Origin of the sequence: Streptomyces sp. HD, assembly GCF_028369295.1 — a bacterium.
GTDB lineage: Bacteria > Actinomycetota > Actinomycetes > Streptomycetales > Streptomycetaceae > Streptomyces.
Window position 1 is genome coordinate 43,857 of sequence record NZ_JAQMYP010000032.1, and the last position, 24,388, is coordinate 68,244.

Below are 24,388 nucleotides of genomic sequence, written 5' to 3' on the forward strand. Positions count from 1 at the left end.
TGTGTGGACGTTAGTCCGTTGTACGGCAGGGAGAGGTGGTCCTGTTGCCGGAAACGGCCCGACCGTGCCGGAAGCGGCTCGTGCCGCCGACCGCCCCCTCCTACCGTCGCCCCTACAGACAACGGACCGAACGCTCGATGACGAGCACGAGATCGCACTGTGGAGGACGCCATGGGCGTGCAGACGACACGAGTCCTGGGGATCGGCGGGACGACGCGGCAGAACTCCAGCTCGGAGCGCGCCTTGCGGGTCGCCGCCGCGGCTGCGGCGGACGCCGGCGCGACCATCGAGCTGATCACCGCGGAGGAGCTCGTCCTTCCGCTCTACGATCCCGAGAAGTCGGCGAGGACGGAGCGGGCCACCGCGTTGGTGGCGGCGCTGCGTGACGCGGACGCACTGCTGATCTCGTCCCCGGGCTACCACGGCACGGTGTCGGGGATGGTGAAGAACGCCCTTGACTATGTCGAGGACCTGCGAGACGACGAGCGCTCCTACCTTGCCGGGCTCCCGGTCGGCTGCATCGCCGTCGCTTACGGCTGGCAAGCGAGTGTGGCGACCCTGCAGACCCTGCGCACCTGCGCGCACGCGCTGCGAGGGTGGCCTACCCCGATGGGTGCAGCGCTGAATGCCTCGATGCCGGGGCTCTTCGACCCGGTCACCGGCGCCTGCACGGACGAGTCGGCCCGGTTCCAGCTGGAGACCGTCGGCCGGCAGGTCGTCGAGTTCGCCGCCGCTCGGCTGGGAGACGAGAGGGTGCTGGCTCCGGCGCAGGCGTGAGGTGGGCGCACGGCGTGACCGTGGGGCAGCGTTCCGCGCCGTCCCACGGTCGCGCCATGCGCCGACCTGGACCTGCCATCTGCGGAGCGGGCGGCGGTACAGTGGCGGACAATTATCCGGTGGGCGGTCATTCGGCCCGTCCGCCCATTTCGCAGGTGTGGAGGGACGACAGATGCGCCGGGACGCCGGTCCGGATTTCATCGAGGCCCTCGCGAGAGGGCTCGACGTTCTGCGCTGCTTCCAGCCGGGCAGGCGGTACATGACGCTGAGCGAGGTCGCAGCCGAGGCACAGCTCGCCCGGCCCACAGCACGCCGGATTCTCATCACGCTCCAGAAGCTGGGATACGTACGCAGCGACGAAGCCGGGTTCGCCTTGACGCCCCGCGTGCTCGAACTCGGGATGACCTACATCGGCTCGCAGAACATCTGGGAGCTGGCGGAACCTCACCTGCGTACCCTGGTCGACCGCACCCGGGAGTCGTGCTCGATCGCGCAGCTCGACGGATCCGACATCGTCTACGTATCCCGGGTCGCCATGCCCAAGCTGGTGACGCTGTCGGTGACCGTCGGCACCCGCTTCCCCGCCGTGCAAACGTCTCTCGGCAAAGTGCTGCTTGCCGCCCTGGACGGTCCCGCACTCGACCGCGTCCTCGCTCAGCCCAGCAGGTCGGGCATCACGCCCCGGCACCACCCTCAGCGCGACGAACTCAACGAGATGCTCCGCGACGTACGGGCCAAGGGGTGGGCGGTGACCGACGAGGAACTCGCTCTCGGCATCAGGTCCATCGCCGCGCCCATCCGCAACGGGCAGGGTCTCACAGTCGCGGCGGTGAACGTGAACGCGCATGCCGCCGAGACCTCGGTCGACCGCCTGGTCGAAGACCATCTTCCCCTGCTGCTGCGCACCGCCGGCGACATCAGCGCCGACTGGGCCGCATGGGAGAACCGTCCCCTCGCCACGCTCGCCCCCCGGGGCGGCTGATCCGGCCGGGGGGGGCGAGCCTGGGCTGTACCGGTCAGGAGGATGCCGGCACCTTGCCCGCGACGCCCAGCGGACGCAGGGCGGGCATCACCCCGGACGCGAACAGCTCCATGCTCCTGGTCATCTCCTCGGCGGTGATGTCTCCGATCGAGAACAGCCCGATGAGCTGGCCGAAGCCGAGCTGCGCCTGCAGGTCGCTCAGCCGGGCCGCGACGGTCTCGGGCCTGCCCACGACGGCGTATCCGCCCGCCAGCAGTTCCTCGTACGACGTCTCGGTGTAGGGCTTCATTCCGGACATCAGCAGACCGCGCATCGAGCCCGGCGACATGTAACCCGGCGGATAGACCTGCGGGAAGCTCTGCTTGAGCCCGCGGTGGAACAGCCACTCGATGTGCCGACGTCCCTCACGGTGAGCCTTCTCATCGGTCTCCGCCACATAGATCGGCACCGAGAAGGCGGACTTCACCGGGTCGTGTTCCATGCCCAGTTCCTCCACCGCCTGCCGGTGTCCGTCGAACCAGCGGCGGACCAGGGGCGTCGGGGCGTAGACCGACATATAGGTGTGGCCGTGCTCGGCGACGAACTTCATCGTCTCCGTACTGCCGGCGCCGGGAATGTAGATGGGCGGATGCGGCTCCTGCACGGGCCTCGGCCACAGATTGACGTAGCGGTACTCGTAGTTGGGGCTGACCCACTGGAACGGCTCGTCGGACGTCCACGCCTTGATGATCAGGTCGTGGGCCTCGTTGAACCGGTCCCGTGACCGGGTCGGGTTGACGCTCTGCGCGAAGTACTCCCAGCCGATGCCGCGGACGAATCCGGAGACCACCCGCCCATTGCTGAGGTGGTCGAGCATGGCGATCTCCTCCGCCACCCGCAGCGGATTGCCGCGCACGCCGATCGCGTTGCCGAGCACCATGATCTGCGCCCGCTCCGTACGCCGGGCAAGGGCCGCAGCCATGAGGTTCGGCGAGGGCATCAGGCCGTAGGCGCTCTGGTGGTGCTCGTTGACGGCGATCCCGTCGAAACCGAGCTTCTCGGCATGCTCCAGCTCGTCCAGGTACCGGTGGTAGAGCCGGTTGCCGAGTTCGCGGTCGAAGAACTTGTTCGGGAAGGTGAGGGAAGGGCTCGGGTACTTCTCGTCGAAGTCGTCCGGCAGGTACGGGTAGGGCATCAGGTGGAAGAAGACGAACTTCATCGGCTCGCTCCGCTCAGCTCGGTCCTGGCATCGGCTTCGGCCAGGAATTCGGTGACAACCTGGGCGAACTCCTGCGGACGTTCGAAATACATCGCGTGACCGCAGTCCTCGACCTGTGCGAACCGGGCCTGAGGAATGAGTTCGGCGTAGCGCGCTCCGTGGGCAACGGGGACGACCTTGTCCTCGGCCGGACAGACGACGAGTGTGCGCGCGGTGATGCGGTGCAGCCTGCGTTCCAGCTTCGGGTTGTTCAGGAAGGGATGCCACGAGAAGCGGGCAAGGGCGGTCATGTCGCGGTACGCCGCGAGGATGTCGTCCACGCCCGGCTCGCCGGGGAACAGGGCCGACGCCTTGGCGGGGTCCTTGAAGAGTGCGTCGACCACCTGGTCCGGCGTCATGAGGAACAGATCAGCGAGCGGATGTGCCGGCAGCCGCAGCCCGGCCGGGCCGAGCAGGGTCAGCGAGCCGATCAAGTCCGGGCGGGCGACCGCGAGTTCCGCCGCGACCCATCCGCCGAAGGACGCACCCACGATGTGCGGACGCTCCAGCCCCAGCCGCTCGATGACGTCGAGGTAGTGGAAGACCAGATCGTCGACGCCCTCCAGCTCGGGGAACTCGTCCGACCCGCCGAACCCCGGGTGGTCGGGAGCGAAAACTTCGAAACCGCGCGACAGCAGTTCATGGAATGGGTGCCATTGGCCCGCGCCGCCAGCCGCGTGCAGAAAGAGGACCGGGGCCCCCTTACCGCCCCGCAGCAGGTGAACCCGCCCTCCGGGGACCTCGAGAAAATCCTCGGTCGGCGGACTGCTCACGTCCCGCCCGGCCTCGGTGGTCGTCACTTGTGTCACTGCACTACCTCCGGCTCTTGTGCTGCTGACGTCCGAAGGTAGGGAGTCGGCGGCAGAGGCACCGAGCCGGATGCCGCAGCCTTGGGCCGCTTCCCGCACCACGGTTGACATACCGGTCGCAACCCCGGATTCTGCGAGCTGGACGTCATACGGACAGGCGTCCGACGGTGGAGGTAGTCATGCGCGCTCCGTCAATGTCGATGGACGAGGGGCTGATACCGGAGGGCACCAGCGTTCCCTACGGCCGATTGATCAACACGCGGGACCCGTCCGAGGCGCGGGCACGGACGCAGGAACTCCTCAAGAACGTGCACAGCATGAAGGTGCTGGAGCGCGGGAGTCCCTTCCAGGCCCGCGTCGAATACCGGAAGCTGAACGGCATCGGCCTGATGGCCTCTGGCTACGGCCCCGCGGTGGAGATCTCCTGCACGCCGCCGATCAGCGACGTGTGCGTGAATTTCGTCTTCGGCGGCACCATGCTCATCGACGAGGGCTCGACCGGTGAGGCCACCGCGGTCGCCGGCCCGGCCCGGGCGGCGGTCTTCTGCTTCCCGGAGACCGTCAGCATGCGCTGGTCCCCCGGGCTGCGCCAGCTCATGCTGACCGTCGACAAGGCCCTCATCGACCGCTGTCTGCGGAACCTGCTCAACGAGCCGCTGCACGCGCCCCTGCGCTTCGAGACCGAAATGGACCTCAAGCGCGGTGGTCAGGGCATCACGGCCGCGATCAGGACGCTGCAGCGGGCACTCGAACAGTGCGGCAAGGCCGGCCCTCCCCCGGTGCTCGCCAAGGAGATCGAACACGGCATCCTGACCGCCCTGCTGCTCGGGCAACGGCACAACTACACCGACCGAATTTTCTCGGCGCAGCCGCTGCCGGCGCCCCGTGTGGTCCGGCGCGTCGTGGAACTCATCGAATCGTCCCCCGACGCCGCGTTCACGGTCGCTGACCTCGCTGAATTCGCCGGAGTGAGCGAACGTTCCCTGCATTCGGCGTTCCGTCGGCAGTTGGGCACGTCACCGATGTCGTACGTCCGCCGCCACCGCCTCGAACAGGTACACGAGGAACTGCTGATCGCCGACCCCTCCACCGGGGTGAAGGTCACCGATGTGGCTCTGCGCCACGGGTTCACTCACACGGGCCGCTTCGCGGCCGCCTACAAAGAGCGCTTTGGAGAGTCGCCGTCCGCGACGATGCGCCGTTGACGTTGAACAGAGAGCGAGCTGTGGACCCCCTGATTCTCTTCGTACACGGAGCCAACCACGATGGCTGGTGCTGGGCTCCGGTCCTGGAGCGGCTGGATCGCGTAGGCGTCGCCGGCCGCGCGATCGACCTTCCGTTCACCTCCTTCGAGGACGACACCGCCGCTGTGCGGGAGGCCGTCCGCGAGATCGCGCGGGCACGGCCCCTCGTGCTGGTCGCGCACAGCTACGGCGGCCTGCCGGTGACCGCCGGAGGGCAGGGAGCGGACCGATTCGTCTTCGTGGCCGCGCGGATGCCACCAGCCGGAGAGTCACCCGCGGCGCACACGCCCCGCTGGAGCCATCCGGAGTTCCGGGCGGCATGGGACATGGGCGAAGACGGCGCCGTCATCCTGCGTGAGGAGGCCCGGGAGGTCCTCTACTCGCACTCTCCGCCGAACATGGCCGAGTTGGCGGCTCAGCGGTGGCGGCCGATGGCGAGCCGCGTACCGCGAACGCCGATCATCGAACCCGCGTGGATGTCCGCGCCGTCCGTCTACGTGGTCTGCACGAAGGACCGGACGGTCCGGGTCGAGGCGCAGCGCGAATGCGCGGCACGCGCCACCGAGAGCATCGAGGTCGACTGCGACCACTCCCCCTTTTTCTCCGCCCCGGACCGGCTGGCGGCGCTTCTGGCCGAGCAGGCCGCACATGCCGCGCGAACGGTCAGGACCTGAGATCCCGGCCCCGCCGGGATCTCAGGTGCGCTGCGGTCCGGCTCCGCGCAGATCCGCTCTCCGCGCGATTCATCCGATTCCCGCAGGGCTTGATCCCCCTGCCTTTCCCGGCTCTTGACCGGGGAAGAGCCGCGCGCGACCGTCGACCCATGCTCGCCTGGCGGACAGATGTCCGGAGATGTTTCCGTCTCGGTGAGCGGAAGATGACGAAGGAGAGTCAACGATGACCCAGTCCCTGCCCGAAGCCGCCAACAGCACGGCCGTCGGCTCCCTGCCGACGCGACTTCACCACAACGCCTACGTCACGCGGGACCAGGAAGCGACCCGGGCGTTCTACGAGGACATCATCGGCCTGCCGCTGGTGGCGACGTGGAAGGAGTCCGACGAGCTCTTCGGAGCCGTGCGGACGTACTGCCACACCTTCTACGGCCTCGGGGACGGCAGCGCGCTGGCCTTCTTCCAGTTCGTCGACCCGGCCGACCAGGAGCAGTTCGGCCCGAGGATGCCGCACTCGCCGTTCCAGCACATCGCGCTCAAGGTCACCGAGGAGGTCCAGGACGCCGTCGCCCAGCGGCTCAAGGACGCCGGCTGGAAGCCCGAGGAGACCTACGTCCTGGAGCACGGGTACTGCCGTTCCCTGTACACCAGCGACCCGAACGGCCTCCTCCTCGAGTTCACCCTGGACGCCCCCGGCATCGAGGCCTCCGACGAGGAGCGCCGACGGACCGCACACGCCGAACTCAAGTCGTGGCTCGAAGGTGACCACGTCAGCAACAACACCTACCGCTGAGCCCCAGTGCCGCCGCCCGTATCCACCTCCCATCCCTGTGTCCCGCGCGGGTGGGTACGGGCGGCCCCCGGGCACTCAGCGGCGACACCGAGTACCGCCCGCCAGACAGGCGACGAGGCGGGTCCGAACATCAGGGCCTTCTCCGGGTCCTCATAGCGGCGATCCGTCGGCCGACGAGGCCGCCCATGGACAGGCCGACCCAGTGGGCCGGCGGGGTCGAGCCGTTCGATTTTACCGGGCAGGCGCGTCCAGTCTGCGTGCGCTGGTATTCGGACGCCTCGCAGGCTTGGAAGCAGCGGTCGCGACGCCTTCCTGACGGGGATCTTCAGCTCGCCGAACCCGGAGCCAGCCGCTCGACAAGGGTGTCGATGAACGCGCTGTACCGTTCCTGAAAGCGAACGCTATCCGGAGAGTCACCGGTGACCATGCGCACCAACTGGGGGATGGTGACGGGGCCCATCGTGAGAAACAGGATGAGGAGCGCCACCAGCTCGGGATCAAGCTCCGAGTCAACTTCACCGCTGCCCTGAGCACGCACGACGACCCGGGTGCTTTCGCCGAGCGCGCGTGCGCGCTCCTCCTCGAGCACTGCACGTCCGGTGTCCGAGAGTCCTTCTCGGGCTGTGAGGCGCAGCCACGGGATGTTGGATTGATTCCGGGGCCATTCGGTGGTATCACGCACCCAGTGTGCGAAGGTCTGGGAACGGAGTTCACTCCAGATCTCCTGGGTGATGTCGAGCAGCTTCTTCATCACGGCGTCCCGCAAGCCGTCTTTGCTGCCGAAGTAGTAGTAAACCAGCGACTTGTTGCAGCCGACCGCCTTTGCGACATCCTCGACGCTCACCGCATCGAGACCCCGCCTGCTGAACTGGTTCGCGGCCTCGAGGAGGATCTCTTCGCGACGGAGTCGGCCACGTTCGCGATGAACCCGATCATCCGAATTGACGTCTTTGCTTTGTGGCGTCGCGCGCTGTGTTGACAAGTCAATCATCCACCCTACACATGTAGGCGACCACCCTACATGTGTAGGTGACGTGGACCGGTCTCAGGCAGCGCCGGCGAGGGCCAGGAAGCTGCGAAGCGGGACGTCCGGGTCGGCGAGCGCCTCCGGGTCCAGGACGGTCTTCGATTCGACGAGCTTCCGGGAGAATGCGAAGTCACCTGATGCGCCGACGATATCGGCGGCGATGAGCTTGCCCGCCTCAAGATAGAAGACTTCGAGCTTGCGATCGTGACCCGGGTTGGGGCGCACTACGACCGTGTCAGCCGTGGCGCTGAGGCCAACCGACTGCAGCTTGAGGTCGTACTGGTCGGACCAGAACCAAGGAAGCGCCGCATACGGGGCCTCATCTCCCAGGATGCTCCGCGCGACGTGTCGAGCCTGCTCCGATACGTTCGGCGCCGACTCAAGGCGCCGTAGGCCGCCGTGCTGCGGGCAAGGGTGCCGCGAAACATCACCGATGGCATACACGCCGGGGACAGAAGTGCGAAGGTGCGCATCCACGACGATCCCGTTGTCGACGAGCGCTCCGGCACGTTCCGCGAGTTCGGTGCGCGGCGTGACACCGATGCCGACTAGCACGAAATCGACTTCAAGTGCCGGTGCACCGTCGAGCAGGACGGCCGCTACGTTGCCGTGGGCGTCAGTGCGGAAGCCGGCAATGCGTGCCCCGGTCCGTACATCGACGCCCTCTTCACGATGGATCTGTTGGAAGAAGTCGGATACGGGTGCGGAGGTCACGCGCGCCAGCACGCGATCGGCAGCCTCCAGGATGGTTGTCTCGACGCCGGCGCGACGCGCGGCCGCAGCGATCTCGAGTCCGATGTAACCGCCACCGATGATGGCCGCGCGCGCGCCGGGCCGAAGGAACTCCTGCAGCCGGAGCGTGTCATCGATCGTGCGCAGCGTCAGCACGTTCGCGGCCCCGCGGAGCTCCGGATTCGGCAGCATCCGGGCCTTGGAGCCGGTGGCGATGATGAGCGATTCGTACGGAATCGTGTCGCCGTCGTCCAAGTGAACGGTTCGGCCGGCTGCATCGATATCAGCGACCGCACGGCCGACCCGGAGATCGATGCCTTCGCGGACGTAGAACTGGTCGGTCCGCAGAGCGATCTCGGGGAACTGCGCCGCACCGGTGAGGATGCCCTTCGAGAGCGGGGGGCGCGAATATGGCGCCGCGGATTCGTCGCCGAGGACCGTGATCGGAACGCCGCTCCCGGCCATCCGCAGCGCAGCAGCTGCCTCAACCCCGGCCTGTCCGGCGCCTACTATGACAATGCGGTCAGAACGCGTCGACATCGTAGGTCACTGCACCTCGGGCACGTGAACGACGAGCCCATCGGTGTCTGCTGTGCAGCGTATCTGGCAGGACAGGCGGCTGAACTCGGTCGGCTCCGCCGCGGTGACCTGCAGCATGTCCTCTTCCTCGGGGCTTCGCCCGCCGAGGCGATCGGACCACTCGGGCGCGACGAAGACGTGGCAGGTAGCGCACGACAGTTCACCCCCGCACTCACCGATGATGCCCGGCACCAAATTGTTGAGCGAGGTCTGCATCACTGAAGCGCCGTCCTCGGCTTCGACTGCTCGACGCTCCCCGCTGGGCAGCACGTATTCCACCTTCGGCATGTGTACTCGGACCTCCTCGTCCGCTGGAAGCAACGTCGATCACGCTGCGACCGAGTTTGACTTGCGGGTCAATGTTTACCTGAAGCCGCTGGTGATTACTACCCTGGAGTGGCTCTATTTATTAACTCTCTCGTTGCATTAGGAGCGATCCCGGCGTAGCTTCTCTTCCGATCGCTCGCACATCGGAGTGGGGCGCAGGGACCTGCCGGGAGGCAGCGGTGACCGATCTTCGCAATGCACTGACCGTCGTAACCGGAGGAGGCACGGGCGTCGGCCTTGGCCTGGCGCTCGAGGCCGCGAGGCGCGGCTCACGCGTGGTGATCGCCTCGATCTCGGACGCCGGCGCCGCCGTCGAGCAGCTCCGTGCTGCCGGCGCAGAGGCCGACTGGTTCCAGGTCGACGTATCGATTCGCGAACGCGTGCAGGAACTCGCCGCGTTCACTCGCGTCAAGTACGGTCCGGTCAACGTCCTCATCAACAACGCCGCCGGCGGTGACAGCGCCGGTTCGATCATCGACATCGACCCCGAGGGGATCCAGCGGGCGCTGAACATCAACGTGCTCGGCTATGTGTGGACGATCCAGGCTTTCGCGGACGACCTGCGGTCGAACGCCGCCAAGGGCGCGCCGGCCTACATCCTGAACGTCGGCTCCGAGCACTCGCTCGGCGTGCCGCCGCATGTGATGCCGCTGAGCGCCTACACCGTCACCAAGCAAGCTGGGCTCGCCGTTACCGAGGTCGTTCGCCGGGACTTGGCGGGGACAGGCATTGGGGTGTCGCTCGTTGCCCCCGGCTGGGTGCTCACAGAGCAGGTCAGCGGCATAGTCTCCGCATCTGAAGAGTTCGCGGCGGCCGTTACGCCGTATGCGCAGGAGACCAGCGAGGTCGCGCGCATCGCTTTTGACGGTCTGCTTTCGGGGAGGGAGCTGATCGTCACAAACCCGAAGTCGGTGCCGTTCGCGAAGGACCGAGCGCACCGCATCCTCAGCGACCTGAGCTGGGCCGAGCACCGTGAAGAGGCGGGTGCGGAGTGGGTGCACGATGGCACCGGCGACATCACCAAGTGCCCGGTAGTCCACACACCCGGCCTCTCGTAGCACCGGCTGTTTCCGTGCTGGTTTGAGTGGCCCTGGCAAGATTCGTGAAGCGGGGGTGTGCCATCATGCGCCAGCGACGCTCCGTCACGGCTAGTGGCGTCGGAGACGGCCATGAGGACGCGCTGGCGGAGGTGTGGAGCTCCTGCACGGTCGGCCATGATCCTCTTCTGGAGCTTCAGTTCGGCAGCCGCGTGTCGGCGTCCACCAGGAGCGTGCCGTAGACGTCTGTGTAGAAGGCGAAGTCGTCTCCCCCCCCCCCCCAAGACCCTTGGTGTCGAGGACAACGGCAGCTGGATGCGCATCAGGCGAAACCGCACACTCGTCCGTAACAATGGCACTTTCAAGATGCACATGAGCCGGGCGCCGCAGCGGCCGGTTAGCAGCATCCCTGCCATCTCCACGCGATACTGCGGCGGCTGTCCCGCGACCGCAGACCGCGCTGTCACAGAACAGCCGCCGCACACCAGGTTGGTCAACACGGGACGGCCCCGACAACGACATCAGCCAGAGTCCGGATGCAGCGCCTGTGCACCCGCGCCGAGCTGTGACCGTATTTCGGACATGCCATCCTAAACTCACGTGTACGAGCCGCCCACGCACTGTGCCGGCCTCTGCTAACAGCCGCTCCATCGACACCGCTTTCAGGTGGGGAGACACGAGCTGCACGAAGATCGCCGACAGTCCCGCCGCCCGTGACGAAGCGTCACCGGCGCATGGTGGCACAACCCCCGCTTCACGAATCTTGCCAGGGCCACGTTCAGGTGTACGCCGACACATGGCAACGGGGCTCCCCGTGAGACAGCAGATCGACCAAGATCCGACTGCCTGTGAGGGAGCCCCGTTGAGCGCTTAGTTTGCCATCAGTGTCTTTCTCAGCCGTCACGACGGCGGCTCGTCCGGTATCGCATCGAAGCCTCCGAAGACGGTTGGACTCGCAGTTCGACGACCGGATCCGGCTCGGCGTACTCACCGAGGAGGCCACCTCTCGAAGTGCTTGAGAGGTAGACCGCAAGGCCGAGCGACGCCGCCGGCTTCTGCCAGCCCTCGCGGTGGTCTATTTCGTCCTGCGTATGTGCCAGTTCAGCTGTTGCTCGCGAGCACGTCGATGCGGCTCGGTGTGCTTTCCGCAGCTCGTCGGCGAGCTCGTGCACCTCGCCTCGGCGCTGGCTTCGTGTACCTCGACGAGGCGCACGGGCTCGCCGACGATTGGGCCTGCCACGGCCGCCGTCTACTCCGGCGAGTAGCCGACGACGATGACGGTGTTGCCGCCCCCGACGACGAGCTCAGCCACTGCCGCGCCGGTGGCGACGACCGTGTGATTACTCGCGGTGTCCTTGCGCCTCAGCGGACACCGGCTCCCACTCGTTCCAGGTCTCGAGCCGCTGCTGGTACAGGCCGCTGACCAGTGGCAGTGGGGCGGTACCGAAGAAGATGCGCAGCGGTGGCTGCTCGGCGTCGACGACCTTCAGGAGCGCGGGGCCGACGGCGACCGGGTCGCCGATGTACGACGCCGGGGTGTGCTTTTGCTGCTCGGCGAAGGCCTGGCGGAGTCCGTCATACTGCGGCTGAGGTGTGGTGTGGACGGCGCTGCTGCCGCTCCAGTCGGTGGCGTAGCCGCCGGGCTCGACGAGGGTGACCTTGATGCCGAAGGGGGCGACCTCCTGGGCGAGCGATTCCGTGAGGCCTTCGAGGGCCCACTTCGATGCGTGGTAGCCGCCGAGGTACGGGAAGGCGGCGATGCCGCCGATCGTGGAGATCTGGACGATGTGACCCGAGCCCTGCTCGCGCAGGATCGGCAGGACCGCTTGGGTGACATGCAGCACGCCGAAAAGGTTGACCTCGAACTGGTCGCGCAGCTGCTCGACGGTGATCTCCTCGACGGGGCCGAAGAGGCCGTAACCAGCGTTGTTCACCACGACGTCGAGTGTGCCGAATTTGGCCTTGGCGTCGGCCACCGCCTGGAAGACGCTGTCACGGTCGGTCACGTCGAGCTGCAGCGGCAGCAGCGCGTCGCCGTACTGCGTGAGGAGGTCGTCGAGGGCGTCGGTGTTCCGGACGGTCGCCGCGACGCGGTCGCCGCGATCCAGCGCTGCCTTCGTGAACTCCCGGCCGAATCCTCGGCCCGCTCCCGTGATGAACCATGCCTTTGACATAACGATTTCCTTTTCGACTACGGACAGCAGGTGTGCGTGTTCGCGCCCGACGACGCGACGCACCCCGGTGCGCTCATGTACGCGGATGCCTTCGGCATCCGACCGCCAGCGTTGGGCATGGGCTGGCGCCTTGCTGAATACGGCTACGTCGTCCTCGTCCCCGACGTCTTCTGTCGAGCCGGGGCCTACGGGCCGCTGAAACTGAAGGAGGTGTTCGGGAGCTCAAACAGGTCGGAAGTGCTTGGGCCCGATTACCTCCTCGACCGACGCTCGCCGCGCTGCCGAGGAGAGCAAGGCGTTCCTCGACTACCTTGCCTCGCGCGACGATGTTGCCAGTACGGGAGTCGGCGTGACCGGTTACTGCATGGGCGGGGCGCTCGCATTCACCGCCGTCGGCACCTGTCCCGACCGGATCGTCGCGCTCGCGACGTTCCACACTGGGTGCCTCATCACCGACGACGAGCTGAGCCCGAGCCGCGTTGTGCCGCACCTCAAGGCCCGGGTGCTCGTCGCCGGCGCGGACCATGACGCGGGCTACTCACCGGAGATGGTCGAGGAGCTCGACCGGCAGCTGACCGAGGCCGCCGCAGAGCGCCACAGGACCGAGCTGATCGCCCTGTTCGACGAGACCCTGACGCCGACGGACGCAATGATGGCCCTTCTATGCGGAGCCCCGGATCATGCCCGCGCGACCGGCAGCTCGGTGATCTGGTTGATGAAGTTCGACCATCCACGCTTCGGCGTACCGTTCAAGCGGAGGCGGACGCCGGCGGCGCGTAGTTCCTCGAAGAGGATCTGGACCTCGAGCTTCGCGAGATATGAGCCGATGCAACGATGAACCCCACTGCCGAAGGCGAGGGTTGCCGTCTCCGTCCGCCACGGATTGAATGTGTCAGGCTCGGCGAAGACGGACCCGTCCCGGTTGGCCGAGACGAAGTAGAGAACGACCGCGTCACCCTGGAGCACCTGCGTGCCCGCTACTTCCACGTCGCGAGTGGCCAGGCGAGCCATCTGCATTGCAGGGCTGATGAGGCGGATGAATTCGTTCGCCAGCTTGCCGCTGATCCCTTCGTCAACGGCTCGTTCGGTAGCAGCCCAGATATCCTCGTTCTCGAGAATCATCCGCATCGACTGACCGATCGCCGTGTGCGTCGTCTCGAAACCCGCAGTCAGGATCAAGAGCGTCCACTGAAGGAACTCCGGCTGAGTGATGTCGCCGGCATCCGCGATTTTGGCGAGCGCGGTGAACATGTCATCAGCGGGTTCCTTTCGCTTGCGCTCTTGCATGTCGGCGCAGTACGCCTGGATCTCTTCCTGTATGCGCTGCACCGCCTCGATCTGGGCGGCCATGCCGTCCTCGGTCTGCATGCCGGCCGCGAACAGCCTGTTCGTCCAGTCGACAATGCGCTGGCGATCCTCGCGGGGGCAGCCGAGCACTTTGCCGATCACATAGGCCGGAATGGTCCGAGCGAACTTCTCGACGTAGTCGAATTCCGTCACCGACTCGACGTCGGCGATGACTTCGCGGACAATCTCCCGGATCCAGGGTTCAAAGTTCGCGACGACCCGCGGCCCGAATCCCGCCGCGGCCGCCCGGCGAAGGCCTGCGTGACGCGGGGGGTCGGTGAACATGAGGTTGTCGCACATCGGCGCCGGGGCCGGGAACGGGTAAATCAGCGGGTAGGAAACGCCGTGCGTTGACGTGAAAGCGCTGGGGTCCTGTTCGATGGCGACGATGTCCTCGAAGCGCGTCACGGCCCAATATCCGCCGCGGGCCGGCGAGGGCTTGGCCGGCTGCCAGTACAGCCCTTCGCGCTCCCGAAGGAGGCGGAACCCGTCATGGGGGACGGCGTCCACGAACGTCCGCGGATCGCTTAGGTCAGGAATGACGTCTTCTACGGCTATCGATCCGGTCACTTCTTCCTCCTTGAATGAGTGACTCGAAAGAAGCAGAGCGTCCTCAGTCGGAATCCCACTCTGCTTCGCTGCAGACGAAGGTGCGCCCCAGAAACGAGTTGCAGCTTCACGCTACAAAAGCTCCGGGTCAGGGTCAACCGTTTGGTTGACCCGTTCGGAAATAGTCAGGAAGCTCATGTCGCGGCCGATGAGCCAGGGCGTTCCGCCGACGCGAGCACGACCCGTTGTTGTGCGGCGCCAGCCCATTGGTGCCGACGAGGTGATCAACCTTGTGCGTCGCGCTGAAAGGCGCCTCGCGAGCGATTAGCTGTTCCAGACGGGGGCTGCGGCCCCAGGTCGGTCGGGGGTCTTGTCCCAGAACAGAGGAGTGCGCTCTATCCCGATCGGGAACACCATCCGCTTCACGGGGCCGAGCGGGCTGCCATAGATGCGGTCTTCCCAAGGCCCGTCGAGCGGGAGCCGGATGTCGGGTCCGCCCTCGGGGTTCGGCCCGGCCTTGATGAGCAGGGATGCGGTGCGCGCGAGCGAATACTTGGTCGTCGACCCCGAGCCGGTCTGCAAACGCTTGGTGAGGCCGCGGATCGCGGCCGCCGCGATCTGATAGCCGGTGGCGAGATCCAAGCCCTCAACGGGGGTGTGGCGTGGCCGCGATGCGTCGACGTCGTACCCGTTGATCTGGAGCGGCACACGGCGCGACGGGTCGGCGAGCGCCCATTCCTGCGTCGCGTTGGCCAAGCCGACACTGAACTGCACCACGGTGTCGAAGCCGCGGCGCATGCTCCAGGGCCCCTCCCATCCGTATGCACGGAGGGCGACCTCGACGAGATCCGGGTTGAGTCGGCGGCGCTCCTCCTCTGGAACGAAGCCGTCGATCGCGCCGGGACGGTAGCCGTGCACCAGCACGTCCGCTTCGGCGAGAAGGCGCTTGAACTGCTCGATACCCTCCGGCGTTTTCAGGTCGAGGAAGGCCCACCGCTTGCCCAGCAGCAAGTCGTAGCCGAGCGGGATGTGGCGCGACTCCTCGGAGCCGGGTGCGTCGATTCGCAGTACCTCGGCGCCGAGGGCGGCGAGGAAGCGGGTGCCGGTCGGACCGGCGACGACACGCGTCAGATCGAGCACCTTGATGCCCGAGAGCGGGCGGCCCGGCGTGGGCCGCCACCCACTGCCCTCCGCGGCGAACTCGGTCACCGCCGCCAGGGGCTCGACGTCCACCGCGGCCCCGGCCGGATGCGCGAACCACTCTTCGGGGGTGCGGCTGGCCGCGACGACGCACCCGACGTCCACGAGTTCCTGCTCGATTTCGTCGGCGGCGCGCTCGCGAACGACGGCTGCGACGGCTTCGATGTCGTCCTCCACGCCGAGTGCCTTGACGACGCGCTCGCGGTTGGCCGGGAAGCCATGCAGCCGCAGCCAGCGCCCATCCGTGGTCGCGATCTCCGTGTGGAACGGAGGGAAGTGAACCGGACGCGGCGGCGGCGGGTTCAGCAGGCGCGATGGTCCTGGCGGCAGCAGGAACCATCCGCTGCTGAGTACGCGGTCGACCTCTACCGCGGATGCGGGGGCTCCGCCGGCCTCGAGCAGCTCGCTCACGGCGACGCCGGCAACGCCGAACGCGGCGGCGGCGAGATCGGTCTGCGCGAAGGCGCCGGGCAACGAGCCCTCACCGGTGAACGTGACGCGCTCGGCGACGGACGCGTCACCTCCGAGCGCCGCCCACATCTCGGACAGGAAGGCGCGGGCGAGGGGCTGAGTCGTCTCTGACATGGCGTTACCTCTTCATCTCGGTGTTCGGACGGCCGGGATCGCGCGACCGGTCGCTGGTGCCGCCCGGCATCGACCACCAGCCGTCAAGAAGCGCGCGGAGCACCCCGACGAAGGCGAGCGGCTGCTCGAGCATGGGGTTGTGGCCCGCCTCCGGCACGGTGGTCACCACGGCGCGGGCCGGGGTGAGTTGCCGCATCTCCGCCGCCGCCTCGGGCGTGAGCAGCCCGTGGTCGGTGCGCACGATCGCGAGCGGCACGCGCAGGTCCGGCAGGAGCCGGCGCAGCGGGATGCGACGGATGCCGTAGCTGTCCGCGCGCTTCCAGCGCCAGGCGTCGCCGTCCCACCCGAGCGAGGTCTCGGCGACATGCCGCTCGAGAGCCGGCTCCACCTCGATCCCCGCCCGGGAGGCCACGGGGGCGAACTGTGCGATCCCGTCCTCGAGGGACGCGAACCGCTCACTGGGCTTTTCCCGTCCCGGCCACTCCCCGTCGTGGAACCGGACGTCGACGGTCGCGACGCCCGCGAGGGCGTCACCGAGCTCGACGGCGGCGGTCACCGCGGGAAGGCCGCCCATGCTGTGGCCGACGACGATCGGACGCTCAAGTCCGTCGTCACGGATCACCGCCGTGAGTTCCCTCGCCCATTGCTCGGTGTCGTACTCGGAGCGCCAGGCGCTGTCACCATGCCCTGTGAGGTCGGGGGCGAGCACGCGATACCCGCCCAGGAGCGGGGCGATGTGGTCCCACCACCGGGCATGGGCCAGGCCTCCGTGCACGAGCACCACGCCCGGAGCACCCACAGGGCCCCACGCGCGGTACCGCACCGTTGCACCTTCGACGTCGACGGCCCGCTCATCGGGTCGCTCGGCGAGCGCGCGGCGCAGCCACGCGGGTCCGGTCGACACGGTCATCGACGCCTCACTCGGCGGCAAACCGCACGAGGGTGACCTCGTCGCTGGCATCGTCCCAGGTCGCGGTGACACGCATGTCCACCTTCGCGTCCTCCGGCGCGATATCGAGCCGCACCGTGAACACGGGACCGTCGTCGGTCTTCACACGTCCCACGACGTAGGGGATCTCGTCCTTCTTGCTCGGATCGAGCGCACGGTGGTACACGATGTAGCTCCACAACGTGCCGTTGGGCGAGATCTCGGTCCAGGCCTGGTTGGTCGACCAGCACCGGGGGCAGATCTCCAGGGCCGGGTAGCGCAGGTAACCACAGTCCAGGCACTTCTGAGCGGTGAGTACATGACGCTTCGCCGCCTCCCAGAATCCGGCCGTCAGCGGCAGGTCGGTGGCGGGCAGATTGGGGTTGTCACTCACGGGTTCACTCCGATGATCGATGCGGCGCTCTTGAGGAAGGTCATCGTCGAGCAGTACAGGGCCAGCTCCGCTCCGGGCACCTGACGGTCGGGCTCGACCGTGCCGCGGAGCTGACGCACGGCCTCGACCATGTGCAGCCAGCCCCACATGTAGCTCTCCGACAGCTGACCGCCGTTCGTGTTCAACGGCAGGTCGCCACCGGGACGGATATGCCCCTCGGCCGCCCAGGCCGCGCCCTCCCCTTCCGGTGCGAAGCCGTAGGCCTCGACCATCTGGAGGTTCCAGACGGCCGTCGGGTTCTGGATGTACAGCACGTCGATGTCGGACGGCGTGAACCCGGTGTTCCTCCAGATGTCCGCCGCGGTGCCCTTGATGTTCGGGCGCATGAGGAAGTCGTCGAAGGTGTCGCCGGCGACCTCGGTGTTCTCGGCGATGCCGAGCACGTAGACCGGCTTGTTCGGGTAATCCTTCGCCCGCTCCGCAGAGGTCACGATCAGTGCGACCGCACCGTCCGAGATCATCGTGACGTCCTCACGACGCAGCGGTTCGACCAGGTACGGCTTGGCCAGGTAGTCGTCGATCGTCATCGGCTCCTGGAAGATCGCGAGCGGGTTGCGCTGCGCCCACTCCCGCTCGGAGACGGCGAACCAGCCGAAGTCCTCCTCCTTGGTCCCGTACAGCGCCTTGTGGCGCTGCAGCGCGAGGGCCGCCGGACCGGCGACGTGCACGTAGCCGGACGCGCTCTCCAACGACGGGGCCGCCGCCGAGAAGTTGAACTTGCCCGATCGGGCGTTGGCGCCGTAGACCAGCACGATCGTCTCGGCGAGTCCGGAGAGGATCGCCTGGGTCGCCAGGTGCAGCGAGTAGTTGCAGGTGCCGTAGTCGAGCGTCTGCGCGTACTTCGGGCTCAGCCCGAACAGCGGGCCCACCTGGATATCGATGTTGTTGCCCTGGACCGACTTGCAGGTGATCAGCCCGTCGAGCTGGTCCTTGGTGAGTTGCGCGTCGGTCAAAGCCGCCTGGATTGCCTCGATCGAAAGCTGCTCGGCCGTCTTGCCGGGGAACGTGCCCTGGTCGGAATGGCCGACACCGACGATCGCGACCTTGCCGCGGACGTCCACTGTCATTTTTTGTCCTTGCTCTGAGTTTTCTGAAGTCCGTGGATTCGGGTGCGTCAGCCCTGGCGGGCGTTGGCTGGGGCCGACACGACCGACTGCTCGACGAGCGACGCGATCTCGTCCTCGTCGTAGCCGAGTTCGCCGAGCACCTCGAACGTGTCCTCGCCGATCCGCGGACCGTTGCGACGGATATGGTCCGGACCGCCCTCGTCGAAGGCGACCGCCCAGCCGCGCTGGCGTTCGGTGCCGCCGCCCGGCGCGGACACCTCCTGCCACCACCCGCGCGAGCGCAGATACGGGTCATCGAGCAGCTGCTCGCCGCTGCGCACCGGCATCGCCATGACGCCCGCCGCCCGCAGTGTCGCGGAGGCATCCGCGTCAGAGCGGGATGCCGACCACCGCTCGGTCGTCGCGCGCACCAGAGCGGCGCGCGCCGCGTCGTCGCCGGCACCGGAGAGGTCGGCACCGACGACGGATGCGACCAGCTCGAGCTCCTCCGGCGAACGCAGCGAGATCGCGACCCACGCGTCGTCTCCCGAGCTCGGCGTCAGCCACTCGATGCTGTCGGGGGTGCTGTTGCCGGTGGGCACCGGATTCTCGCCGGTCAGGGAGGTGCGCAGCACCTGGTCGCCCATCAAGGCGGTGACGGTCTCACGCTGGGACAGGTCGAGCCAGCGCGCCTGACCGTCGCGACGAGACGCCAGCACGGCCGCGATGATGAGGGCCGGGCCGAGCGAGTTCGCCGTCTGGTCGGGGTAGTTGATGCGCGCGCTCGACCAGATCGGGCTGTCGCTGTCGTACCCGGAGTACGACATGACGCCGCCGAGAGCGTCCAGGGTCAGGCCGAAAGAGGTGAAGCCGCTGCTCGGACCGGTGAGGCCCTGGCTCGAGATCGAGGCCAGCACGATGTCGGGCCGGATCGCGACCAGGTCGCGGAACCCGAGGCCGAGGCGCTCGACCACGCCCCGGCGGAAGTTCTCGGCGACGACGTCGCTCGTGGCGACGATCCGCCGCACGACCTCCAGCCCCTCGGGGGTCTTGAGGTCGACGGCGATGGCGCGCTTGTTGCGGTTGGCCGTGCGGAACGGCGGGAAGGCGACGTCGGCGCCGATGTCGCCGCCCATGCCGCCGCGGTACAGGTCGGGGCGGGTGACGCCCTCGATCTTGATCACGTCGGCGCCGAAGTCGGCCAGCACCTGGGTGGCCGCGGCCCCGGCCGTCACGATGGTGAGGTCCGCGACGCGCAGACCGTCCAGCATCCCGCTCATGCGACCGCGTCCTCGGGACCGAAGACCTGCCACGGCGCGTCCGGGAGCAGTCCGGCTCCCACATCCGGCACCTCGATCGACTCGAAGAAGCCGCGCGAGACGTACTGCGGAGATTCGAGTAGGTCGGTGACGGTCGCCACGTACCCGGCGGGGATCCCGCGGGCCTGAGTGGCGTGGTAGAGGTCCTTCTTCGACATGGTTTTGGTCGTCTCCTCGATCAGGGCGACGAGCCGCGCTTGGTTGCGGAGACGGCCCTGAGGGGTGTCGAACGCCTCGTCGTCGAGGCGGCTGTCGCCGATGATCTCCTTCATGACGCCCCAGTCCCGAGGGATGTAGAAGGCGGCGAAGTGCCCGTCCCGGCAGCGCAGAACCAGTGCGCCGTTGTCTTCGCCGCGCAGCTCGCGGCGGAGCCCTGCCTGCGCGAACGTGGCGATCTTCCACTCGGCGTGCGCCGCGGCCTCGAACTCGGAGGTCGTGAACCGTGCGCCCTGACCGGTGCGTTCGCGAGCGAAGAGCCCGATCATCACGCCGTCGAGTGCGAGCAGTGCCGCGATCGACTGCAGTGGGTAGCCGCCGAGCCGTACGGGCTCGTGGTCCAGGTCGCCGATGAGCCGCATGAAGCCGCTCGCCGCCTGAAGCGCCAGCTCGCTGGAGGGAAGGTCCGCGTACTCATCGCTCTCGCCCCAGGGACTGATGCGGCCGATGATCGCGGTGGGCGCCAGTTCCTCGAGGCGATCGACGGACAGACCACGTGCGCTCCACTCGGCAGCGGTGCCGGCCACGAGGACCACATCGGCGGAGCGCAAGCGCTCGTGAAGGCTCTCGCGTGCGGTCGCGTCGTCCAGGTCGACGTCGACGCGGGTCTTGCCGTCGCGGAGCCAGAGGCCCAGCGTGGAGACGCGCTGCGAACCATCGCCGACGAAGGGACCGGTCTCGTCGAGTATGTGCGTTTCTCCGGCCACCGCTACCTGCGTGACCTGCGCCCCCAGCTTGAACAGGAGGCGTCCGCAGATCGCGGTCGACACGGACTCGCCGAGCTCGACCACTCGGAGTGTTTCGGGCAACAGCGCCGAATTGCGGGGGACGCGCGCGTCCCCGTGTGCAGTCTTGGTCATGGACGTGTCCTCGGTCTCAGCGACCCTGGCCCGGGCCACGCGCGCCCGCCAGGAACTTGGTCACGCCCTGCGCCGCCTCGGGGGCCTGCGCACGGATGCTGGTGATAATCAGGCTGCTGTAATCCTGGGCCTCGTCCCAGGTCATCGACTGCACACGGTGGTAGGCGCGCTTGGAGATGTCGAGGCTGAAGGCGTTGAAGGCGGCGATGTGCTCCGCGAGCGCGATCGCCTCGTCGAGCAGCTCGGCATCCGGCACGACCTTGTTCACCAGGGCCATACGGAAGGCGGTCTGCGCGTCGGCGCGCCGCGAGGTGAAGATGAGCTCCGCGGCGTGCTTGGGAGCGATCCGCTTGATCGAGGCCGGCCCCGCCTGCATCGGCCAGCTGCCGAACCCCTGCTCCGGCATGGCGATCTGCGCGGACTCGGCGGCGATGGCGAGCTCACACGTGTTGATGAGCGTCGACCCGCCGCCGAGAGCGTAACCATTGACCGCGGCGATGAAGACGGCACGGTGCGCTCGGATGTCGGCCTGCACCTGTGTCCAGGGGTGCAGCACCTGGGTGCCGTTGGCCTTGGCGTACTCCTCCATGCGGTCCTGGTTCTCCGGCGTGAGATCAACGCCGGCGCAGAACGACGGACCGGTGCCGGTGAGCACGACGACCTTCTTGTCGGCGACCTCCACAAGCGCCTCGCGCAGCCGCCTCATGGAATCAACGCTCATCGCGTTGCGCTTCTCGGGACGGTTGATCGTGAGTACGGCGTAGTCGCCTCGGTCGTCGACGAGCACGAGCTCGTCGTACGGGGTTAGTGAGCTGTTTGTTGAATGCGGCACGGAAATCCCTCTCGGAAATCGGGACGCCGGACCGGACGCGCCCCGGGGCCTCTGAGGAGGTCATGCCGTCGCGTCGCTGGAGGTCGGCGTGGGTGATGGGTGGCACGTTACGCGAGACCAGCATCCGCTTCAACCGTTTGGTTGACATAGGTTTGCCCGGGTCGGGGGGCTACCGTTGACCCATGACCGACAGCGACACAACCACCGCGCCACCTGCGCTCACGGCCAGAGAGCGGATTCTCCGCGCAGCCACGGAGGAGTTCGCCGAGCACGGGTTCTCCGGCGCCCGGATCAACCGCATCGCGGAGGCTGCGAACTTGAACAAGCAGCTGATCTACCACTACTTCGACAGCAAAGACGGCCTCTATGCCGCAGTGCTGGGCGAGATGCTGACGTCGATGCACAGCTCGGTCGACGCCACATCGGACATCCGGGAGTTGATGCGCGGGCAGATCGGCGACCCGGAGAGGCGGCGCGCCTGGTCGCGCATGGTTGCCTGGGAGGGTCTTGCCGGCGATCGGCCGGTGGCCGCTGCCGTCGAACGCCAGGAGTCGGTCTACCGCCAGGTGCAGGTGATCATGCGTCTGCAGCGGGAAGGCCAGCTCGCAACAGACATCGACCCCCGGTTGGCCCTCGCCACCATTTACGCAGTAGGCACCGCGCGGTACGTGATCCCGCAGCTGATCGACTTCTGCCTCGGGCCGGAAGCGTCGGATTCCGAGGACACGATGGCGACCTGGGCCGACATGATCACGCGGCTGCTCACGCGGCGCGCCCCTGCGGTTCGTGAACGCGGGGAATCGACCGCTTAGTAACCAAACGGTTGACGATGGATCGTCGCAGGAATATTTTGCTCATCACATCGGGCAGCGACGCCCGTGCTGAAGACAAGGGCAGTTCGATGACGATTGCAAACCCGCGGAGTGCCATCCGCTTCCCTGAGTTCGACTCCGAGCAGCGCTACTGGATGATCGTCGACGGCGAGCAGGTCCAGGCCGCAGACGGTCAGACCTACCGCTGCGTCGACCCGTTCGAAGACGCCGAGTGGGGCTACGTTCCCGTCGCAGGAGCCTCCGACGTCGACCGCGCCGTGCGCGCCGCCCGCGCAGCCTTCCCCGCGTGGTCCACAACGTCGCCCTTCGTACGACTTGAGCTGTTCCGACGCTGGGCCCAGCTCATCCGCGAGCACTCGTCGGAGCTGGCGCGGCTGCAGGTGCATGAGAACGGCAAGACCATCTCCGAGATGAATATGGTGCCCGGCGCGCTTGCGCAGAGCGCCGAGTTCTGCGCCAACTACGCGCTGACACTGCACGGCGAGACAGTCACACCGATCATGCCGGGTCACACCGCGTGGACGGAGCGCGTCCCGATCGGCGTCGTCGCCGCGATCGCCCCGTGGAACAACCCACTCGGCCTGCTTCAGTGGAAGCTGTTCGGCGCGCTGGCGTCCGGCAACACGGTCGTCGTCAAGCCGTCCGAGGTGACGCCGGTGTCCACCATCCGGTTGATCGAGCTCGCGCTGGAGGCCGGATTCCCGCCCGGCGTCGTCAACGTGGTGACCGGGGCCGGAGCCACCGGTGCAGCCCTGGTGGAGCATCCCGGCATCGACAAGGTGGCGTTCACCGGGTCGACCGCGACGGGCCGCTCCATTGCGCAGGCGATCGCGCCCCGTCTCATCCGGGCGACCCTCGAACTCGGCGGCAAGGGCGCCAACATCGTCTTCGAGGACGCCGATCTCGACCGCGCCGCCGAGGGCGTGCTCACCGGAATCATCGCCGGGACCGGCCAGGCCTGCAACGCCGGCTCGCGCATCCTCATCCAGAGCAGTGTCCGCGACGAGGTGCTGGCCCGGCTCGAGAACCTCATCTCGCAGGTCGTGATCGGCGACCCGCTGGAGCCCACCACCCAGATCGGGCCCCTCGCCTCGCGTCCCCAGTACAAGAAGGTGACCAGCTACTTCGACATCGCCGACGGCGAGGACGACACCTCGCTGATCGTAGGCGGCCGCTGCGGCACCGATGTTCCCGGCGTCACCGGCGGCTTGTTCGTCGAGCCGTCCTTGTACGCGACCCCAGACCGCGCGTCGCGGCTGCGACGCGAGGAGATCTTCGGGCCGGTCGGTTCGGTCATCTTCTTCGACACCGAGGACGAGGCCGTCGAGATCGCCAACGACACCGAGTTCGGTCTGGTCGGCGGCCTCTGGACGCGAGACCTGGACCGGGCGCGACGCGTCTCACGGAAGATCGACACCGGCGTGGTCTGGATCAACACTTGGCGCGCCTTCAGCCCCAACGTCCCCTTCGGCGGCCGCAAGGTCAGCGGACTCGGGCACGAAATGGGGCTCGACGTCTTCGAGGAGTACACGGAGCCGAAGGCCTACTGGCACGGTCCTGACAACTCCTGACTCCTTCCGTCCAATCCCAACCGTCAGTATCCTCTTCACCCCTTTGTGACAAAGGCATTCTCGTGTCCGAATCCAGCATTCCGATGTCCGCGGTCCCTGGGATGCGGTGCTCGTCGGCCATGGCTTCTCCTGCCTGACCGCCGCGAAGGCGCATCTCGAGGCCGCGGCGATGGAGAGGCGCACCGCACGCGTCGCCGTCTTCGAGCGCGCCCCGTCCGCGCGGCGGGTGGAGGGATCTTCAACAACACCAACGCGCCCG

At 67.5% G+C, this 24,388-nt stretch carries 23 protein-coding genes and 2 pseudogenes; 11 read left to right on the forward strand and 14 right to left on the reverse strand.

The window, feature by feature from the left end; all coding sequences use genetic code 11:
- Nucleotides 1-177: 177 nt before the first annotated feature.
- Together POF73_RS28380 and POF73_RS28385 are read left to right on the forward strand one after the other, a co-directional pair.
- Complete coding sequence (locus tag POF73_RS28380) at nt 178-777, forward strand: NADPH-dependent FMN reductase (RefSeq protein ID WP_234310560.1); 600 nt, start codon at nt 178-180, stop codon at nt 775-777.
- A gap of 172 nt (nt 778-949) precedes the next feature.
- Nucleotides 950-1,759: an IclR family transcriptional regulator domain-containing protein gene (locus POF73_RS28385; protein WP_272121068.1), complete on the forward strand. Its 810-nt coding sequence runs from the start codon at nt 950-952 to the stop codon at nt 1,757-1,759.
- Nucleotides 1,760-1,793: 34 nt separating this feature from the next.
- Here the strand turns inward: POF73_RS28385 and POF73_RS28390 are convergent, their stop codons facing one another.
- Nucleotides 1,794-2,957: an LLM class flavin-dependent oxidoreductase gene (locus tag POF73_RS28390; RefSeq protein WP_272121070.1), complete on the reverse strand. Its 1,164-nt coding sequence runs from the start codon at nt 2,955-2,957 to the stop codon at nt 1,794-1,796.
- Complete coding sequence (locus POF73_RS28395; RefSeq protein ID WP_272121072.1) at nt 2,954-3,916, reverse strand: alpha/beta fold hydrolase; 963 nt, start codon at nt 3,914-3,916, stop codon at nt 2,954-2,956. Before POF73_RS28395 ends, POF73_RS28390 begins: the two co-directional genes overlap by 4 nt.
- A gap of 68 nt (nt 3,917-3,984) precedes the next feature.
- Here POF73_RS28395 and POF73_RS28400 point away from each other — a divergent pair, with 68 nt between their 5' ends.
- From POF73_RS28400 to POF73_RS28410, 3 genes are all read left to right on the forward strand, one after another.
- Nucleotides 3,985-5,010 (forward strand): AraC family transcriptional regulator, encoded by a 1,026-nt coding sequence (locus POF73_RS28400; RefSeq protein ID WP_272121074.1) that lies wholly within the window; start codon nt 3,985-3,987, stop codon nt 5,008-5,010.
- Between the two features lie 20 nt (nt 5,011-5,030).
- Nucleotides 5,031-5,723, forward strand: coding sequence for an alpha/beta fold hydrolase (locus tag POF73_RS28405; RefSeq protein ID WP_272121077.1), 693 nt, complete (start codon nt 5,031-5,033; stop codon nt 5,721-5,723).
- A gap of 223 nt (nt 5,724-5,946) precedes the next feature.
- The gene (locus tag POF73_RS28410; RefSeq protein ID WP_051705232.1) at nt 5,947-6,513 is read left to right on the forward strand and encodes a VOC family protein; all 567 of its coding nucleotides are present in this window, start codon (nt 5,947-5,949) and stop codon (nt 6,511-6,513) included.
- Nucleotides 6,514-6,838: 325 nt separating this feature from the next.
- On the opposite strand, the gene POF73_RS28415 is transcribed toward POF73_RS28410, so the two are convergent.
- Genes POF73_RS28415 through POF73_RS28425 form a run of 3 tightly spaced genes read right to left on the reverse strand, consistent with a single transcriptional unit; the run spans nt 6,839 to nt 9,139 of the window.
- Nucleotides 6,839-7,504 (reverse strand): TetR/AcrR family transcriptional regulator, encoded by a 666-nt coding sequence (locus POF73_RS28415; protein WP_272121083.1) that lies wholly within the window; start codon nt 7,502-7,504, stop codon nt 6,839-6,841.
- Between the two features lie 54 nt (nt 7,505-7,558).
- The gene (locus tag POF73_RS28420; RefSeq protein WP_272121086.1) at nt 7,559-8,812 is read right to left on the reverse strand and encodes an NAD(P)/FAD-dependent oxidoreductase; all 1,254 of its coding nucleotides are present in this window, start codon (nt 8,810-8,812) and stop codon (nt 7,559-7,561) included.
- A 6-nt stretch (nt 8,813-8,818) separates the two neighbouring features.
- Complete coding sequence (locus tag POF73_RS28425) at nt 8,819-9,139, reverse strand: 2Fe-2S iron-sulfur cluster-binding protein (protein WP_099926998.1); 321 nt, start codon at nt 9,137-9,139, stop codon at nt 8,819-8,821.
- Nucleotides 9,140-9,357: 218 nt separating this feature from the next.
- On the opposite strand from POF73_RS28425, the gene POF73_RS28430 reads away from it, so the two are divergent.
- On the forward strand, nt 9,358-10,236 hold the full coding sequence (locus tag POF73_RS28430) for an SDR family NAD(P)-dependent oxidoreductase (protein ID WP_272121091.1): 879 nt from the start codon (nt 9,358-9,360) through the stop codon (nt 10,234-10,236).
- A 65-nt stretch (nt 10,237-10,301) separates the two neighbouring features.
- Nucleotides 10,302-10,457: a hypothetical protein gene (locus tag POF73_RS28435; RefSeq protein ID WP_272121094.1), complete on the forward strand. Its 156-nt coding sequence runs from the start codon at nt 10,302-10,304 to the stop codon at nt 10,455-10,457.
- A gap of 1,098 nt (nt 10,458-11,555) precedes the next feature.
- Here POF73_RS28435 and POF73_RS28440 read toward each other — a convergent pair.
- Entirely contained in the window at nt 11,556-12,389 is an 834-nt protein-coding gene (locus POF73_RS28440; protein WP_272121097.1) for an SDR family oxidoreductase, read from the reverse strand.
- A gap of 36 nt (nt 12,390-12,425) precedes the next feature.
- On the opposite strand from POF73_RS28440, the pseudogene POF73_RS46320 reads away from it, so the two are divergent.
- Nucleotides 12,426-12,560 (forward strand): annotated as a pseudogene (locus POF73_RS46320) (dienelactone hydrolase family protein); the annotation flags it as partial.
- Between the two features lie 70 nt (nt 12,561-12,630).
- A complete protein-coding gene (locus POF73_RS46325) occupies nt 12,631-13,227 on the forward strand; it encodes a dienelactone hydrolase family protein (protein WP_272121100.1) in 597 nt (198 codons plus the stop codon).
- A 5-nt stretch (nt 13,228-13,232) separates the two neighbouring features.
- Here POF73_RS46325 and POF73_RS46330 read toward each other — a convergent pair.
- The 8 genes and pseudogenes from POF73_RS46330 to POF73_RS28485 all read right to left on the reverse strand — a co-directional run.
- A pseudogene (locus tag POF73_RS46330) lies at nt 13,233-14,036 on the reverse strand (cytochrome P450); the annotation flags it as partial.
- Nucleotides 14,037-14,609: 573 nt separating this feature from the next.
- The gene (locus POF73_RS28455) at nt 14,610-16,070 is read right to left on the reverse strand and encodes a CoA transferase (RefSeq protein ID WP_272121102.1); all 1,461 of its coding nucleotides are present in this window, start codon (nt 16,068-16,070) and stop codon (nt 14,610-14,612) included.
- A 4-nt stretch (nt 16,071-16,074) separates the two neighbouring features.
- A complete protein-coding gene (locus POF73_RS28460) occupies nt 16,075-16,980 on the reverse strand; it encodes an alpha/beta fold hydrolase (protein ID WP_272121103.1) in 906 nt (301 codons plus the stop codon).
- Between the two features lie 7 nt (nt 16,981-16,987).
- Nucleotides 16,988-17,392 (reverse strand): Zn-ribbon domain-containing OB-fold protein, encoded by a 405-nt coding sequence (locus POF73_RS28465; RefSeq protein ID WP_272121104.1) that lies wholly within the window; start codon nt 17,390-17,392, stop codon nt 16,988-16,990.
- Entirely contained in the window at nt 17,389-18,519 is a 1,131-nt protein-coding gene (locus POF73_RS28470; protein WP_272121108.1) for a thiolase family protein, read from the reverse strand. The genes POF73_RS28465 and POF73_RS28470 overlap by 4 nt, the downstream gene beginning before the upstream one ends.
- Before the next feature lie 47 nt (nt 18,520-18,566).
- Complete coding sequence (locus POF73_RS28475) at nt 18,567-19,778, reverse strand: CaiB/BaiF CoA transferase family protein (RefSeq protein WP_272121110.1); 1,212 nt, start codon at nt 19,776-19,778, stop codon at nt 18,567-18,569.
- Nucleotides 19,775-20,893 (reverse strand): CoA transferase, encoded by a 1,119-nt coding sequence (locus POF73_RS28480; RefSeq protein WP_272121113.1) that lies wholly within the window; start codon nt 20,891-20,893, stop codon nt 19,775-19,777. The genes POF73_RS28475 and POF73_RS28480 overlap by 4 nt, the downstream gene beginning before the upstream one ends.
- A 16-nt stretch (nt 20,894-20,909) precedes the next feature.
- Nucleotides 20,910-21,680 carry an enoyl-CoA hydratase/isomerase family protein gene (locus POF73_RS28485; RefSeq protein ID WP_272121115.1) on the reverse strand — a complete coding sequence of 257 codons (771 nt, stop codon included), beginning with the start codon at nt 21,678-21,680 and terminating at the stop codon, nt 20,910-20,912.
- A 227-nt stretch (nt 21,681-21,907) separates the two neighbouring features.
- Here POF73_RS28485 and POF73_RS28490 point away from each other — a divergent pair, with 227 nt between their 5' ends.
- On the forward strand, nt 21,908-22,537 hold the full coding sequence (locus tag POF73_RS28490) for a TetR/AcrR family transcriptional regulator (RefSeq protein WP_272121117.1): 630 nt from the start codon (nt 21,908-21,910) through the stop codon (nt 22,535-22,537).
- Between the two features lie 89 nt (nt 22,538-22,626).
- Nucleotides 22,627-24,129 (forward strand): aldehyde dehydrogenase family protein, encoded by a 1,503-nt coding sequence (locus POF73_RS28495; protein ID WP_272121119.1) that lies wholly within the window; start codon nt 22,627-22,629, stop codon nt 24,127-24,129.
- Nucleotides 24,130-24,388: the final 259 nt, after the last annotated feature.